At 43.9% G+C, this 14,425-nt stretch carries 13 protein-coding genes, 1 tRNA gene and 1 rRNA gene; 6 read left to right on the forward strand and 9 right to left on the reverse strand.

The annotated features are described in order from the left end of the window. Nucleotides 1-333 precede the first annotated feature (333 nt). From CMAQ_RS09450 to rrf, 8 genes are all read right to left on the reverse strand, one after another. A tRNA-Arg gene (locus CMAQ_RS09450) sits at nt 334-409 on the reverse strand. Between the two features lie 48 nt (nt 410-457). Then, entirely contained in the window at nt 458-1,465 is a 1,008-nt protein-coding gene (locus tag CMAQ_RS09455; RefSeq protein ID WP_012186872.1) for a hypothetical protein, read from the reverse strand. Nucleotides 1,466-1,520: 55 nt separating this feature from the next. Beyond that, the gene (locus tag CMAQ_RS09460; protein ID WP_012186873.1) at nt 1,521-2,108 is read right to left on the reverse strand and encodes a 50S ribosomal protein L6; all 588 of its coding nucleotides are present in this window, start codon (nt 2,106-2,108) and stop codon (nt 1,521-1,523) included. Nucleotides 2,109-2,198: 90 nt separating this feature from the next. Continuing rightward, the gene (gene arcC, locus CMAQ_RS09465) at nt 2,199-3,104 is read right to left on the reverse strand and encodes a carbamate kinase (RefSeq protein WP_012186874.1); all 906 of its coding nucleotides are present in this window, start codon (nt 3,102-3,104) and stop codon (nt 2,199-2,201) included. A gap of 65 nt (nt 3,105-3,169) precedes the next feature. Further along, nucleotides 3,170-4,297 carry a SufB/SufD family protein gene (locus CMAQ_RS09470; protein ID WP_012186875.1) on the reverse strand — a complete coding sequence of 376 codons (1,128 nt, stop codon included), beginning with the start codon at nt 4,295-4,297 and terminating at the stop codon, nt 3,170-3,172. 3 nt (nt 4,298-4,300) lie between these two features. Beyond that, nucleotides 4,301-5,725 (reverse strand): Fe-S cluster assembly protein SufB, encoded by a 1,425-nt coding sequence (gene sufB / locus CMAQ_RS09475; RefSeq protein WP_012186876.1) that lies wholly within the window; start codon nt 5,723-5,725, stop codon nt 4,301-4,303. After that, nucleotides 5,722-6,477, reverse strand: a complete 756-nt coding sequence (sufC, locus tag CMAQ_RS09480) for a Fe-S cluster assembly ATPase SufC (protein WP_012186877.1) — start codon at nt 6,475-6,477, stop codon at nt 5,722-5,724. Before sufC ends, sufB begins: the two co-directional genes overlap by 4 nt. Nucleotides 6,478-6,634: 157 nt before the next feature. Further along, a 5S ribosomal RNA gene (gene rrf / locus CMAQ_RS09485) occupies nt 6,635-6,755 on the reverse strand. 109 nt (nt 6,756-6,864) lie between these two features. On the opposite strand from rrf, the gene CMAQ_RS09490 reads away from it, so the two are divergent. Beyond that, complete coding sequence (locus CMAQ_RS09490) at nt 6,865-7,029, forward strand: 30S ribosomal protein S14 (protein WP_012186878.1); 165 nt, start codon at nt 6,865-6,867, stop codon at nt 7,027-7,029. 8 nt (nt 7,030-7,037) lie between these two features. Here the strand turns inward: CMAQ_RS09490 and CMAQ_RS09495 are convergent, their stop codons facing one another. Beyond that, on the reverse strand, nt 7,038-7,907 hold the full coding sequence (locus tag CMAQ_RS09495; protein ID WP_012186879.1) for a LysO family transporter: 870 nt from the start codon (nt 7,905-7,907) through the stop codon (nt 7,038-7,040). Nucleotides 7,908-8,123: 216 nt separating this feature from the next. Here CMAQ_RS09495 and CMAQ_RS09500 point away from each other — a divergent pair, with 216 nt between their 5' ends. The 5 genes from CMAQ_RS09500 to CMAQ_RS09520 all read left to right on the forward strand — a co-directional run bounded on the left by CMAQ_RS09500 (nt 8,124) and on the right by CMAQ_RS09520 (nt 13,916). Further along, nucleotides 8,124-9,827 (forward strand): AAA family ATPase, encoded by a 1,704-nt coding sequence (locus CMAQ_RS09500; RefSeq protein WP_012186880.1) that lies wholly within the window; start codon nt 8,124-8,126, stop codon nt 9,825-9,827. A 59-nt stretch (nt 9,828-9,886) separates the two neighbouring features. After that, a complete protein-coding gene (locus CMAQ_RS09505; protein ID WP_012186881.1) occupies nt 9,887-10,507 on the forward strand; it encodes a DUF2067 family protein in 621 nt (206 codons plus the stop codon). A gap of 62 nt (nt 10,508-10,569) precedes the next feature. Next, complete coding sequence (gene rpl7ae / locus CMAQ_RS09510) at nt 10,570-11,064, forward strand: 50S ribosomal protein L7Ae (protein WP_012186882.1); 495 nt, start codon at nt 10,570-10,572, stop codon at nt 11,062-11,064. A 5-nt stretch (nt 11,065-11,069) separates the two neighbouring features. Further along, a complete protein-coding gene (locus CMAQ_RS09515) occupies nt 11,070-11,312 on the forward strand; it encodes a 30S ribosomal protein S28e (RefSeq protein WP_012186883.1) in 243 nt (80 codons plus the stop codon). Between the two features lie 138 nt (nt 11,313-11,450). Next, nucleotides 11,451-13,916, forward strand: a complete 2,466-nt coding sequence (locus CMAQ_RS09520; RefSeq protein WP_012186884.1) for an ABC transporter substrate-binding protein — start codon at nt 11,451-11,453, stop codon at nt 13,914-13,916. Nucleotides 13,917-14,425 lie beyond the last annotated feature (509 nt).

Genomic DNA, 14,425 nt, shown 5'->3' on the forward strand with positions numbered 1-14,425 from the left:
TAACTCTGCTGTAAGCCTCATTCATAAACTCCAGCCATAACTAATGTAATCCCTAAAGAACCCTACCAACAATAAGCCTCATAGCCTTAACATAATCACCCACAATGCACCTCCTTAAAGACCTCTAAGACTTAGTACAGTGGATTGTACATGAAGTCGACATAAGCCTTATCATATTGCATGGCTTAAAGCCCGCATAGTAAATCCCTTAACCATACACCCACTGGACTTAATCATGCTGATTAAGCCAATAGTAATTCATGTACTGTAGTATGTTTAATTTCAGGGAATAGGGCAGTAATGGAGAGGAGTGTAGGGGGAGCCATACCTTAGCGGGCCCGCCGGGATTTGAACCCGGGTCCTACGGCTCCGGAGGCCGCCGCTCTAATCCATGCTGAGCTACGGGCCCTTAGGTGAGTTGATGCCATTTAACTATTTTAGTGTTTCTCAATAAGGCTTAGCGCATTATTGCCTTGAACCCTGCTACATATGATGTAAGGTTAACGTAACCCATGTAAATCATGAAAATCATAACGGCGTATATGGCTATAGTGACTAGTATGGGTGGTGATGCGTAGAGTGTGTTTACGCTACCTATTGTTAACCATAGGCTGTTTAACGCTGGGACGAGGAATGTTAACATGAACAACACCATGATTACTAATGCTATGATTAATATCTTACTGTCTCTCAACGCATACTTAAACTCCCTACGCATGATACTCTGCTTAATCATATAGGAGTACACTGATAATGCTATTGAGGCTACTGCTATTACTATTACTGGGATAACGTTAAGCACGTATATTAATGGTACGTTTCCAATGGTCTTGGTTGAAATAGTGAATACTAGTGATGCCGATATGAAGGCTATTAAGGCTACAATACCGGTGAAGAAGCCGTACAAGTAGTAGTTAGCAATCTTATCCAATGATGGCTTCTCCTCAGCCTTAACTTGAGTTGGTTGAATGGGCTGGCTAATTGGTTGGCTCCAAGGCTGCGGTGATTGCTGAGCATAATACTGCAGTTGATTCAATGGTATTGGTTGAACATCGGTTTGGTTAATAATAACTACGTCGCCGATGGAGCTGACCTTATCCACCGGTACAGCGACATAACCTGTTGGACCAATGATCCTTAGGTAAACAGTGCCTTCGTAATTATACTCATCATACACCATGCCTAATGACCTACCACTCACTGTGTATGCGTACTTCCTTGCCGCTGTACCAGGCGCCATGGGTACTGCCTCCTTTGGGTAGACTGAGTTATCAACTATGACTATGTCGCCGATTGCCTTAACTAAGTCTATTGGTATTGGGACTTGAATAACATTAGACCTAACGAGGATGTAGGGTTTTCCATCCTGTCCTGTGTAAATGCTGTATGCATGCCCAATAAACCAACCATTCTCCGTGAACACTTGCCTACCTAATATTAGTGAAGGTTCTTGATTCTTCTGCACAATTGCCTTTATTCAAAGTGTAGTTAAATATTTTCCGCATAGTTAATTAAGACGCCTACTGTTTAATGTTCTCTGAGGCGTAAACGTATATGCCGTCTAATATGCCTGGCGCTGATTCTCTACCGTGGGGACTGGGTCTATTCTTACCCCTGAGTGTTGTGGCTAACTCAATGTTTGCCGCGAATTGACTAACCAGTTCCTTATCAATACCCTCCACCACTATATCATCCTTAGCCACCTGAACCTTAACACCCTGTGGTATTTGGAGAATTATCTTAGACCTCCTACCCAGGAAATTCTCTATCACCACACTATTGCCTTGAACCTTAACGCTTATTGGGAAGTGGGCGTAAACCACCTTAAGCTTATACCTCCAACCCTTAGTTACCCCAATTATCATGTTCCTAATGTGCCCAGCAACAGTGAACACCGTGGACTTAGCCTTCCTATCCAATGCAAAACCCTCCACCACGACTTTACCATCCCTTAAACTCACCAGTACTGGTAATCCCTTAAACTCCTTTGCCACTGAACCCAAGGGCCCCTTAACGGTTACCCTGTAGTTCAATTCCCCTCCCTCAACATTAACCTCCACCCCATCAGGCACCTCAATGGTATCTGATAAGTAAGGCACCTTAGCCATTACGGTAGGTCACCACTAGGCCTTAATAAGCTTAATGCTATTCACTGGTTAACCTTATTCCCCAGAGCCGTAATTCAAGCACTGAAGCCCTTAAGGCAGTATCACTGTTCCAGTGACCCCCTTAATTAACTCAATGGCCTTACCTAACCTACCAATGTAGGCTCTCCTGCCACCATCTTCAATGAACCTAATTACCGCCTCCACCTTGGGTCCCATGTTGCCCTCAGGGAATTGCCCCTCATCATAGTACTTCCTTAATTCACTAACCCTTACCGTGGTTAATGGCTTCTGGTTGGGTTTCCCGTAGTTTAAGTACACGTAATCTACATCACTGAGTATCATTAATTCATCAGCGTTAATACTATTTGCAAGTAATTGAGTGGCTAAATCCTTATCAATAACAGCCTCAACACCCTCATGATTAATAACCGGTACACCACCACCGCCAACTGCGATAACTATGTTGCCATTATTAATTAACTGCTTAATTGCATCAATCTCAATTATGGATACTGGTCTTGGTGATGGAACAACCCTCCTCCAACCACCCCTGGGGTCTCTTCTGAAGACCCAACCCTTAATTCTACTTAACTCAACTGCATCAGTCTCACTGTAAGCTGGCCCAATGAACTTAGTGGGGTTCCTGAAGGCTTCATCATTACTATTAACAGTAACCCTGGTTACAATAACCACAGCCCTAGTATCCAACCCCCTTCGCCTAGCCTCACCCTCAATTGCATTAGCCAGTAAATACCCCATCCAACCCTCCGTGGCGGCAACAGCCATATCTAGGCTTAATGAGTCACTAATCCTCTCAGTTATTAAGCCGACCTGGGGGCCGTTGCCATGGGTAACAATAACCCTATACCCTAATTGAACCATGTTAATAACATCAACAGCAGCCTCCCTAACAGCCTCCAATTGATCCTTAGGTGAACCAACTCTTGAACCGGTCTTAGCGAAGGCATTACCACCCAGTGCAATAACCAGCATCATGACTTAAACGCTATGCTTAGGTATTTATATATTTCCCTATAACTTGAGGTAAAGTAAGTAGTGGTTCATATTCTAATTAGTTTAAGTAATGAGTTACGGATATTGTTAACACTACTTTCAAACACGCTATCAATATTATCCAGGAAGCTCATAATCATGTCATAGGTTATTAACCTAATCGCCTCCTCCCTACTTAACCCCCTCATCCTGAGGTAGAGCTCCTGCTCCTCATCTAAGGCGGCGTCTGATGCGGCGTGTCTGGCGCCGTTAACATCACCTGTATCAACCATTATCACCGGCACTGACATACCCACTGCATTACTTGAGCCTATGAATACCTTACCCTCTATGTTAGTGTACGACCACTTACCATGATCACTAATCCTTCCAAAACCCCTATGTATAACTGTGGCTGAGTCTAAGGCAATAGCCTTAGTAATGGAGTTACTGCTGGAGCCTTCACCATAATGCATTAGATTCACCATGTAGTCGATCCTAGAGGAACCTAAACCAACTTCAAGTGAATTCACATTAACCATTGATTCCCTTCCCTGCAGCACATAGTCCTCCCTGTGGTGAGTCATTTTCCCGTTAACCACTATTGAGTATGAGTTAACCTTAGCTCTAGCCCCCTCATTAATCCTGATTAAGTTGAATGCAGGGTCCACGTTCACTGAGTAGATGAGTAAATTAACCACTGCCCCATCACCCACGTTTAACTCCGTGATATTAGTCCCGCATCCCCCATTTCCAATAATGCTTAGAAACACATTGGCTAAAGCATCATTATTAACGTTTATTATAACGTGGTTTGAATGCATTTCACTGCCTCCACCACTGTAACTCATCATTACCCTGACGCTTGATGATTCACTTAACGTTAACGAGTGTATCTCCCTTATATTAACGAAATGCCTTGCAATTATCCTTGACTCAGACGGATCTATGCCTGTTACCGCATTATCACTGGTTAATTCATTACCCTTAACTAGGATGCCGTTGTGAATAACCACGTCGTATTCATTAAATTCAAGTGAGGGCGGCGATGCATTACCATTATTTGATTCAACGCAATTATCGAAGAGGTTCCATTGCGTGTAGTATTTAACCGTTGGTGAATCCTTAATTAACTGGTATGGTATTCTACCCGCAAGCTCCCTAGCCTTAACCTTAATCTCCTCCGGCACCAACATTGATTAAGCCACCTTACCGTATTTACTGAATTCAAGGCTAATTACCCTGTTTAAAACCATGGCGTACTCGAATGGTAAACCCTCTGTTACATCGCTTATGAATCCAAGTACTATTAGGCTTTTTGCTTCTTCTTCGTTTAATCCTCTGCTTCTTAGGTAGAATAGTTTATCTTCGCTTATTCTGCCTGTGTAGGCTTCGTGGGTAACCACTGCCGTGTCCTCGAATACTTGATCATGAGGAATAGTGTATGCCTTAGACTTATCATCAAGAATAAGCGAATCACATGAAACATGAGACCTAGCAAACCTAGCACCCCTCCTAACGTAAACAACCCCCTTATACACCACAGTCCCACCATTAGCCGATATTGACTTATTAACTATCTTAGAATACGTATTAGGCGCATCATGAATCACCTTAGCGCCATTCTCCTTAATGTGCTTACCATTAGCCACGGTAATGCCTGTTATTTCCGTTCCAGCCCCCTCACCCTTAAGTATTGTGGATGGGTAGACGAAACTGGCCATGCTTCCTATACTGGCTTCAACCCACTCAACCTTGGCGTTTCTCTCAGCTATAGCCCTCTTATTATTGAAGTTTATCACATTCCTACTCCAATTCTGCACTGTGGTGAACCTTATCCTAGCCCCCTCATGGGCGTATAACTCAACCATACCATCATGGAAACTATACCTACTGAACCTTGGGGCTGAGCAACCCTCAATGAAGTGTATGTAACTGTCCTTATCGGCTATAAGCAATGTGTGTTCGAATTGACCCTCACCGGCATTGCTTATTAGGAAGAAGGCCTCAATGGGTGCTTCAATCCTAACCCCTGGGGGTACGTAGACGAATACTCCACCACTCCAGAGTGCTCCATGTAGTGCAGCGAACTTATGTTCAGGTGGGAATATCTTCATGAAGTACTGCTTAACTAGGTCAGGGTACTTCTGAACAGCCTCCTCCATGGGCATCACTACCACGCCTTTTTCAGCTAACTGCTTCCTAATGTTGAAGTATATCATTTCTGAATCCAATTGTGCACCAAGGCCCATTAATGCCCTAGCCTCTATCTCTGGTATATTCAATGACTCGTAGTACTTCCTAACCTCGGGTGGTATTTCATCCCAACTACTGGCCCTATTAATGTCGGGTTTAGCGTATGTTGAGTACTCCTCAAGGTTAATGTTCTCCAGGACCCAGTTGGGTAACCAGTTTGGTGCTGGTAATTTATTGAATAACTCAAGGTTCCTTAACCTAAGCCTCCTCATCCAATCAGGCTCATTCTTAGCCTTAGATATCTCCTCAATAACATCACTGGTTATCTTACCCTTAATCTCAATGCTTCTTCTAATCGGCGTATCCCTACTAAGAACCTCCTCTGGGGTTAATCCCTCCTCCACCAGGTTATGTAAGTCCTGCCTCATCTTGACCTCACCTTAAGGAAGTTCTCGTAACCAATCTTCTCAATCTCCTCCACCAGCTCTAACCCACCCTCAGCGATTATCTTTCCCTTACTTAGAACCAGTACCCTAGTTGGTTTAAGGATGTGGAGTATTCTGGCGCTATGCGTGGTTAACACTATTCCTGTCCCTGAGTTAACCAGGTTAAGTAATGCCTTCCCAACGGCGAAGATACCGTCAACATCCAGTCCTGAATCAGGTTCATCAATTAGGGCTATCTTAGGCTTAACCATGAGTAATTGAAGCACCTCACTCCTCTTCATCTCGCCTCCACTGAAGCCATGATTCACACCCCTACTTAAGTGGGCTGGGGTTAAGCCAACCTCCTGAACACCCTTAACTAGGTTATTTACGAGACTTGGTGGAGCTGGGTCAGTTAGCTTCTTACCATTCATCTTATTAACCATAGCCGTTATGAGTGTTGATAACCTAACCTCAGGTACTGCGATTGGTGTTTGGAAGGCAACCATTATGCCCTTCAATACCCTCTCCTCAGGTAGTAGTGTGGTTAAGTCATCGTTATCCAACAATACCCTACCCTTAACTATGTTGTACTTAGGGTGGCCGGCAATAGACATGAATAAAGTCGTCTTACCACTACCATTAGGCCCCATTAATGCTAAAACCTCCCCACTCCTAACATTGAATGACACATCCTCTATAATCACCTTACTATCAACCGAGACCGTTAGGTTTTCAACCTTTAACTCAGCCATACTTAATGCCTCAATACACCCCCACGTGACACCTATTTAAAACTTTTCGTGGGAGTCACAAACAATATATTTACAGTTACTCCTTTACTTATTAAAATCAGCATTAAGGCTATTACTCATAAGGGTTAAGTGAGGATTAATAATGTTAAAGATGCCCCAACCCCAGCACGGGCCTTTCCCACGGCCTCGCGGACCGCAGTACTCAGCACCGCGGTGGGGTGTTTCACTTCCAGGTTCTGATGAGTCTGGGTGGGTCCACCCCACCTATGGCCGGGTTATGGGGCAGTTACCTCAGTTGCATAGGGGCTTTTAAGCATTACTAATCATTACTCCTTAACTGGTTAAGGTGCAGAAATGCTTTTATAGCGTCTTCAACACCAGTTTTCCGTGGGTAAGATTAAGCCTAGTAGGACTAGGGAGTTTGGTAAGGGTTCCCTTAGGTGCGTTAGGTGTGGTACTCATGAGGCTGTAATAAGGAGGTATGGATTAATGCTGTGTAGAAGATGCTTTAGGGAAGTGGCGCCTCAGCTTGGATTCAAGAAATACTATTGAGACTGTTATTAAATCGTTAATACTAATGGAACAATTATGGGAACCAGTATTGTAAGCAGTAGGCCGTTTGATATTGAGGCCACGGAATACTCATTACCTAGGACTGACACGTAGACTGGTAACGTATCATCCATTGATGTCGCCCCACCAATGCTTATCAAGGCCTGTGGACTACCTGGTATGAAGGGAACTAGGATGAAGGTTAATTGCTCCCTAAGGAAGTTGGATAGGAAGGCTAGTAAACCGTAATACGGTCCCGCGTATAACGCAACCATGGGTCCAGTGAACGTGTACCAACCCATGCCTAGGGCTATTGCTAAGGATACGTTTAACCTAATGTTGAAGACATAAGATAATATTAAACCTGAGGCTAAGCCACCTAGGAGGGCACTCACCCCAGCCTGCATCCCAATCCTTCCCCCAGCCATGAGTGATTTAACATTCATTACTCTACTTGAGGATAAGCCAATGACCCCAGCTAAGGCTATTAACTCAGCTTCAATAATGTTACCTATGCCTGTAACATGGAGGAGTAAGCCCGTTAACCAACCAATCACTAGGGTAATTATGAATATTAACGGTGTCCTATTCATGAGTCTTAATGAACCATTACGCCGCCTCTCCCCTATCATAATCCCTACGGCGTATGATAATGCCACTGTTAATAGTGAGTAGATTAACGAGTATGCTACCAGGGAACCAGCCTTACTAATACTTGTTAATTGCTCACCGCCCCATAGGCTTATCGTGAATATTAATGCCACAACAATGGGTATTACCGCTTTATCCGAGGCCTCACTAATGGATACTGGGGTTAACTTACCAATCGCAATTGATACTGCAAACACTACTATGAATATGAACCCGGCAACATACATTGAAGCCTAGTTAGGTAAGTCCCTTTATAAACTGTACCTAACATAAGCTTGGTCACTTAAGTAAGGGTTTAATGATCCATTAACAAAAATTAATCTAAATTCACAATCCCTGTGGGCAGTATGTGAAACAAGCCTTAAAGCTCACTCATAATGAGTAATGAGGGTGTCTTAAGCTTAAAACGATACTTATATTTACTATCCCCATGATTAACCCAGGTGGCGATACAGGATACTAAGCCAAGTAGCCTTAGTAGGGTGATAGCTGCACTAGGTGGCTTACTCGTCTCCCTGATTGCATTAGCTCCATTCGCATCATTCACCATGCTAACAATCACTAATCACGGCTTCATGCTGCTAATGCTAGTAATACTGGGTGGCCTTATTGCAATCAGCGCCGTGGGTAGGCTTAACCAAGCCTCAATCCTAGGTCTACTGGCGTACGTAATGGCGTTACTGTTGGCCTCATGGTCATGGTTCTACAGGGACCCCGTTGGCTCAATGCTTAGGTTAACCCCCCTACTCATAATACCAGTGGTGATAATAGGTGTCCAGGTTAAGTTATTTAACTCATCGTCAAGCCAGGGGGTAAGCCCATTATTCTCAATAGGTTCACTGCTACTTATGTATCAGCCATGGCCAGGTCCATTAATTGGGGCTGCATGGGGTTTAGCAGGAGGGATTACGTCGGCTTATGAGGCCTTCTCAATGCCAACCCTACCAGCCTTAACGTATATTGTAACCTACTTGATCGGCAGTATGATGCAGGGTACATTACCGTGGAACCCAATATCACTAACCCCCCTAAGCTTTTACAGGGTTTTCGTTAATAATATTGCAGTGTACAGTAATCCAGCAGTGTTATCCTTAGTTATTGTGATGGCTGTGGTTTACGTTGCTTCACCATCAATAGCCAGGTTAATTAAGGGGCATGCATCACCAATATTAGCCTCACTACTGGCTTCGGTTGCATCAATAATACCCATGCTGACGTATGATCAATCACCAATCCTCCTAATCACGCAAACAGTAGCTATACTACTCATCGCCGCGCTACCAGCATCCTATGCCGGTGTCTGGTACGTGAATAGTACTGACGTATTACCAATGCTGTACGGTAGCATAGCGGATATACCCGATAGGTATAATTTAATGAAGTACTACCATGAGGATTGGGAGGCTTTAATAGGCTTGGATTCAGCTAAGAGGGAGTTAATTATTGCCGCTGAGAGTTTTAGGAGTAATGGTGTCAGGCCTATTCACGGTATCCTACTCTATGGCCCAGCGGGCACGGGTAAGACTGCTCTTGGTCTTGGTTACGCCGCCTGGCTTGGCTTATACAGGGGTTTTAGGGTTATTTTAGTTAAGTCCGGTCGCCTAATGAGGGGTGGTTCATGGGAGGCTGCCTGGAGGCTTGAGAGGGTTTTCGCACTGGCTAGGGCTCTTCAACCAAGCGTAATCTACATTGATGAGGTTGACTCAATAGGTAGGGCTAGGGAGGAGGCTGGTACTGGTGGGTATAGGTTGGTTAGCGTACTCCTCCAGAATATTGATGGAGTGGCCTCAAGGTACGATAAGGTGCTTGTAGTGGCTACGACGAATAACGTTAATGCACTTGATGAAGCCTTAATCAGGCCGGGGAGGCTGGGGGACTTGAAGATATACGTGGCTAAGCCACCGCCTGAGTTGGTTAAGGCAATAATAATGGGTGTAGCCAGGCAGAGGGGGGTTATTATGCCTAATTGGCTCCTCGAGAAGGCAGGCAGCCTAATTGAAACAGGGGCCGAGGCGGAGGCGCTTGTGAACTGTATTGCAGTTAAGCAACTAGCCGGTGTTAATGATGCAACGCAGCTTGAAGCCTGCCTGGCAGGGATAACGAAGGGAATAGAGGCTTATGACCAATTCCCCACTGGGAGTGGGTAATGAGTGGTGATTATGCTTAAATTTATCTTTGTATTAAAGTATTTAAGCCATAGGGGTGCATGGGTGTTGTGGTTAGTAGGAGGTTGATGTTTAAGGTTAGGAGTACTGATGAGGCTGTTAGATTCATTAATACTTACTTAAGTGAGGTTAAGGCTAAGGAGGTTTACGTTAAGTATAGGGGTAGTAGGCTTGAGGTTAAGGTTAGGGGGAACCCGGTTCTTGCTAAGGTTTTATCAACGGAGGCTCATAAGGTTTACGGAACCTTGAGGCAAGGTAGGTTGATTAATGTATTTGACTTAACAGTAATTATTCGTGAGGCTAAGCCTAAATCACCCATACCGCCTGAGACCATTGAGTTAACCCTTAGATTAATGGGGTATTACGCTGAGTTGAATGAGTCAAGGCTACGCACTGGTGCAAGCCTCAGTAAGGTTATTGAAACTGTGAGGAGGCTTTCAGAGGCTTACGCAGCAATGGTGGACTTAGACATTAGTAGTAGCGCTAAGAGGATTATAGCGTCCCTAGCCGTTGCCAAGGGGGTAAGTATCTATGATGCAATTGATGAGTTAGTGAACATGGATGTGCTTAATAAAGGGAAGGTGAATGGGAGGGAGTACATTACCCTTAAGGCTAATCTTAATGATATAGTTAACATGTTAACATCAATGAAGAAGCATTAAGTGAGCTTAAGGGTTTCATTAACTGTGAAAGTTTTTAAAGGGTGCAGCACCGCATATGGTGTATGAGTACAATAGACCCGAGGGTCTTTTACGCCAATCCACCTCAGGGGAAGCCAATATACGTTAGGTTTGCTGTCCCCCAGGAGTTAGCTGAAATGACGTATAATGTGGTGAGCATGGCTAAGCAGACTGGGGTAGTTAAGAGGGGTTCCAATGAGACAACCAAGATGATTGAGAGGGGTTTAGCTAAACTAGTGGTTATCGCTGAGGATGTTGATCCACCGGAAATAGTAATGCACCTACCATTACTATGCGAGGAAAAGGGCATACCGTACATTTACGTACCCAGTAAGGAGAGGTTAGGTAAGGCAGTTGGCTTATCATCATACGCCTCAGCAGTCACCATAGTTGACCCAGGTCAAGCAACCAAGGACCTTGAGGACCTGGTGACTAAGCTAAATGACGTTAGGGTTAGCGCTGGCTTAAACCCAATACAATTACCGAGGACTCAACCACAGGCTAAGCCGCAGCAAAGGGAGAGGAGGGAGAGGGAGTGATTTAAATGGCCGGTGAGGGTGGTGAAATTAAGTTAAGCCCATACGATGACGCCACAGCTGCAGTGGTGGTTCAGATACTGGGTAGGACTGGGGTGGCTGGTGAGGTTAATATTGTTAGGGTTAGGATACTTGAAGGTAGGGATAAGGGGAGGATAATAACAAGGAACATTAAGGGCCCCGTGAGGGTCGGGGACATATTAATGCTTAGGGAGACTGAACGTGAAGCAAGAAAGATAACAGTGAAGTAAAAATATAATCAAATCAATCCCTAATAAAAGCCAGTTTCCTCCAAAATTAACCCAATAATATAGCAAGGTAACCTCAACGTTGAACCATCTAACCTGTTAGAATAAGACTTATTACTATCCATAGCATAATCGGAGCTGATGAGTAACTATATACTTAAGGAGAAAGGTTATGTAACAGTAATACTACTGGTAACAGTAGTAATCTTAACTCTGAGCGCCTTAAAAGTAGCCTACGCTCAACAATCCTACCCAACTTATAATATGTATATGGCTGCTCCATGGTACTATGTCCTGCTTCCTCCTTGGCCTGCTCCTTGGTGGAATCCCTTTGCCTCAGGTAATGTGATATTCCAAACTGGTACATGGATGCCTCTTGCCGATTATAATGATCCCACTGGTCAGTGGTGGCCTGTTTTGGCTGAGAATTGGACTGTGTTTCCTCAGAATCAGACCTTGATAATCTACCTTAGGCATAACTTGTATTGGTTTAATGGTTCAGCGGTAATACCCTTCACCGCATGGGATGTTTACGCATGGTTCTACATTAGTGATAAGGCCTTTGGTGAATGGGAGCCTTGGTTAATGCCTCAGAATGCTGATAAGGACTTCATAATCATAAACAACTACACAATATCCATACACTTCGACTACTGGTCAACCACAGGGTATTACTGGTTACTAATGAGCTGGATACCTAATACACCATGGCCAGTTTGGGAGAGCGTAGTAAACGAGTTGAAGACAATGAATGTAACAGAGGCGCAGAAATTTGGGTCAGTTAACATAACAAAGATGGCTATACCATACTGGGGTTTAAGCCCATACTACGTAACCAAGGCTACACCAAACTATATCACTGTTCAGCTTGAGCCTGATTACTTCCAGGGTAAGCCATTGTTGGCTGAGTGGGATAAGATACTACCATTCCACACATGGCAATACTATCCGCAGATAACAATAAACATAGCCGTATCAGGTGGATTAACTCAATTAGTATCATATGCGTTAAGTGGCCAACCATACTTCATACATACCGTTGAGGCTATGCCCTATTCATTCCAGAGTAAGTTGAAGAGTGCAGGCTACTACATACTTCAGCTACCTGACTTATCCATTGAGGGAATAGCATTACCAACATATTACCCGTTTAATATTCCTCAGGTTAGGCAAGCATTCCTATACATCATTAATAGAACTGCTGCAGCTGCACCATGGTCATGGCCTAATGTACCAGTCTTCATTAATGTTCCAGCCCCAGCACCTAATACCGTGCCTGGCTTTTGGTTGACGTTCCCAGCGGATATTAGGAGTATGGTTGTTAACTTCACTGAACCAAACTTAACCAAGGCAATGCAACTCCTAGAGTCAGCTGGCTTAATTTATAAGAGTGGTCAATGGTACCTACCCAATGGAACACCACTAACACTAACAATATACGCTAGCTCCACAGCTCACCCAGCATGGATTGAAGCTGCGTCAATTGATGCTGAGGCTTTAACAGGATTCGGTATAAAGACCACTGTAGTCACCATAGAGGGTAGTACTTATAGTTCTGAGCTTGATAGTTGCCAATTACCAGATACTGGCACTGACTGGTTCTTCGCCGGTTCTAATAAGGGTGGTGTTAATGAATTATGGATATACTATGATGACGCACTTTACACGGCACCAGGCCTTTTCCCATCCTACTGTGTCCCTGGCCACACTACGCCTTTCGCCTACCCGATTGTTCAGAGTAATCAGATTACCGGCTGGTATTGTAAACCATTAACCACCAACCTGCCTATACCGAATAACACCATTGTAACATGCGTAAACTCAACATACGGATACATTAACTTGAGTAATTGGTTAGCTGCAATAGCCGCAGCTGCACCAGGCACATCAACATACTATGAGTTAGTTAAGGCATTCTACGCATGGTTCCAATACTGGGTACCTGGAGTGGAGCAGTTCCAGTCTCTAATAGCTTACGCATTCCCGGAGAAGATGGTTGATCCAGAGTGGGTTGTGACATGTATTAATTATAGTAATCCTGAGTACACTGAGGCAGCATATTCGCTGCTTCATGATTGGGCTATGGGTTGGGGTTGGGATGGATTCTACCCAGGCTTCAACACATGGCTATTCATGGGTGGATTCGCACCTCAAGGCGTGATGCCTCCTTTGGCTGAGGCTATTATTAATGGTAGTCTTTGGACTAATCCGTATCTGCATCAGTGGGCTGTCTTAATAGGCTTACCTAATCCTGATCCTCAGTTGCAGGCTTGTGTTGCATCATACTTCCACACAACATACACACCGGTAACAACCACTACTTCAACCACAACCACTACTACAACAACCACTACACCGGTGACTACTTCAACTACTACTTCAACAACAACTAGTACCGTCACCTCAACAACCACTGCCGTTGCTACTGTTACAAGCACAGTAACCAGTACAGCCGTAAGCACTGTAACATCAACAGCAACCACAACAGCAGTATCAACCGTAACCGTGACTAAACCAGTAGTATCAACAGCATTAATAGCAGGAATAGTAATAATAGTAATCGTAATAGCAGCAGTAGCAGCAATAATAACATTAAGAAGAAGATAAGGCAAATAAAAATCTAAAATCAATTTCAATTTTATTTTTATTAAAAATAATAACGTAGATTATTAGTTTCAGCCTGGTTTAGACTAATCACTGTGTTCATTCCTACCACGCCTCATCATTAGTTTCACTGTTTGTATAGGGATAAAAAGGTTATTCCTTAGGTTGGGACTTAGTATGTTCAGTTACAGTTAATCTGTATTCCTTCCTGCTATGGGGTGAAGAGGATCCGATGGGTGAATCCTCATACTGAGAGTCATAAAATTGCATATAAGGAATGGTAACCTGATTTAGATTAAGTGTGTTATTGGAAAACACTTAAATAATCTGATTGAGTAACCCTAGTGAGTAGGGGGTTGGCGTGAAGATTACTGTTTCAGGAACCCCGACTGTAAAGGTTCAGTATTGTATTGGGGCGAGTTGTCAATACTTTATTTGTGTTAAGAAGGCTTTAAAGTTCATTAAGGGTAAGGCAATCTGTGGCTTAACTAATGATCCTTGTATTGGCTATA

It is taken from the genome of Caldivirga maquilingensis IC-167, assembly GCF_000018305.1.
GTDB lineage: Archaea > Thermoproteota > Thermoprotei > Thermoproteales > Thermocladiaceae > Caldivirga > Caldivirga maquilingensis.

What these genes read in the sequence shown, in the direction of transcription:
- CMAQ_RS09460 (WP_012186873.1), bottom strand. Translation starts at nt 2,108, where the DNA reads ATGGCTAAGGTGCCTTACTTATCAGATACCATTGAGGTGCCTGATGGG.
- arcC (WP_012186874.1), bottom strand. Translation starts at nt 3,104, where the DNA reads ATGATGCTGGTTATTGCACTGGGTGGTAATGCCTTCGCTAAGACCGGT.
- CMAQ_RS09470 (WP_012186875.1), bottom strand. Translation starts at nt 4,297, where the DNA reads ATGTTGGTGCCGGAGGAGATTAAGGTTAAGGCTAGGGAGCTTGCGGGT.
- sufB (WP_012186876.1), bottom strand. Translation starts at nt 5,725, where the DNA reads ATGAGGCAGGACTTACATAACCTGGTGGAGGAGGGATTAACCCCAGAG.
- sufC (WP_012186877.1), bottom strand. Translation starts at nt 6,477, where the DNA reads ATGGCTGAGTTAAAGGTTGAAAACCTAACGGTCTCGGTTGATAGTAAG.
- CMAQ_RS09495 (WP_012186879.1), bottom strand. Translation starts at nt 7,907, where the DNA reads ATGTATGTTGCCGGGTTCATATTCATAGTAGTGTTTGCAGTATCAATT.
- CMAQ_RS09505 (WP_012186881.1), top strand. Translation starts at nt 9,887, where the DNA reads ATGGGTGTTGTGGTTAGTAGGAGGTTGATGTTTAAGGTTAGGAGTACT.
- rpl7ae (WP_012186882.1), top strand. Translation starts at nt 10,570, where the DNA reads ATGAGTACAATAGACCCGAGGGTCTTTTACGCCAATCCACCTCAGGGG.
- CMAQ_RS09515 (WP_012186883.1), top strand. Translation starts at nt 11,070, where the DNA reads ATGGCCGGTGAGGGTGGTGAAATTAAGTTAAGCCCATACGATGACGCC.
- CMAQ_RS09520 (WP_012186884.1), top strand. Translation starts at nt 11,451, where the DNA reads ATGAGTAACTATATACTTAAGGAGAAAGGTTATGTAACAGTAATACTA.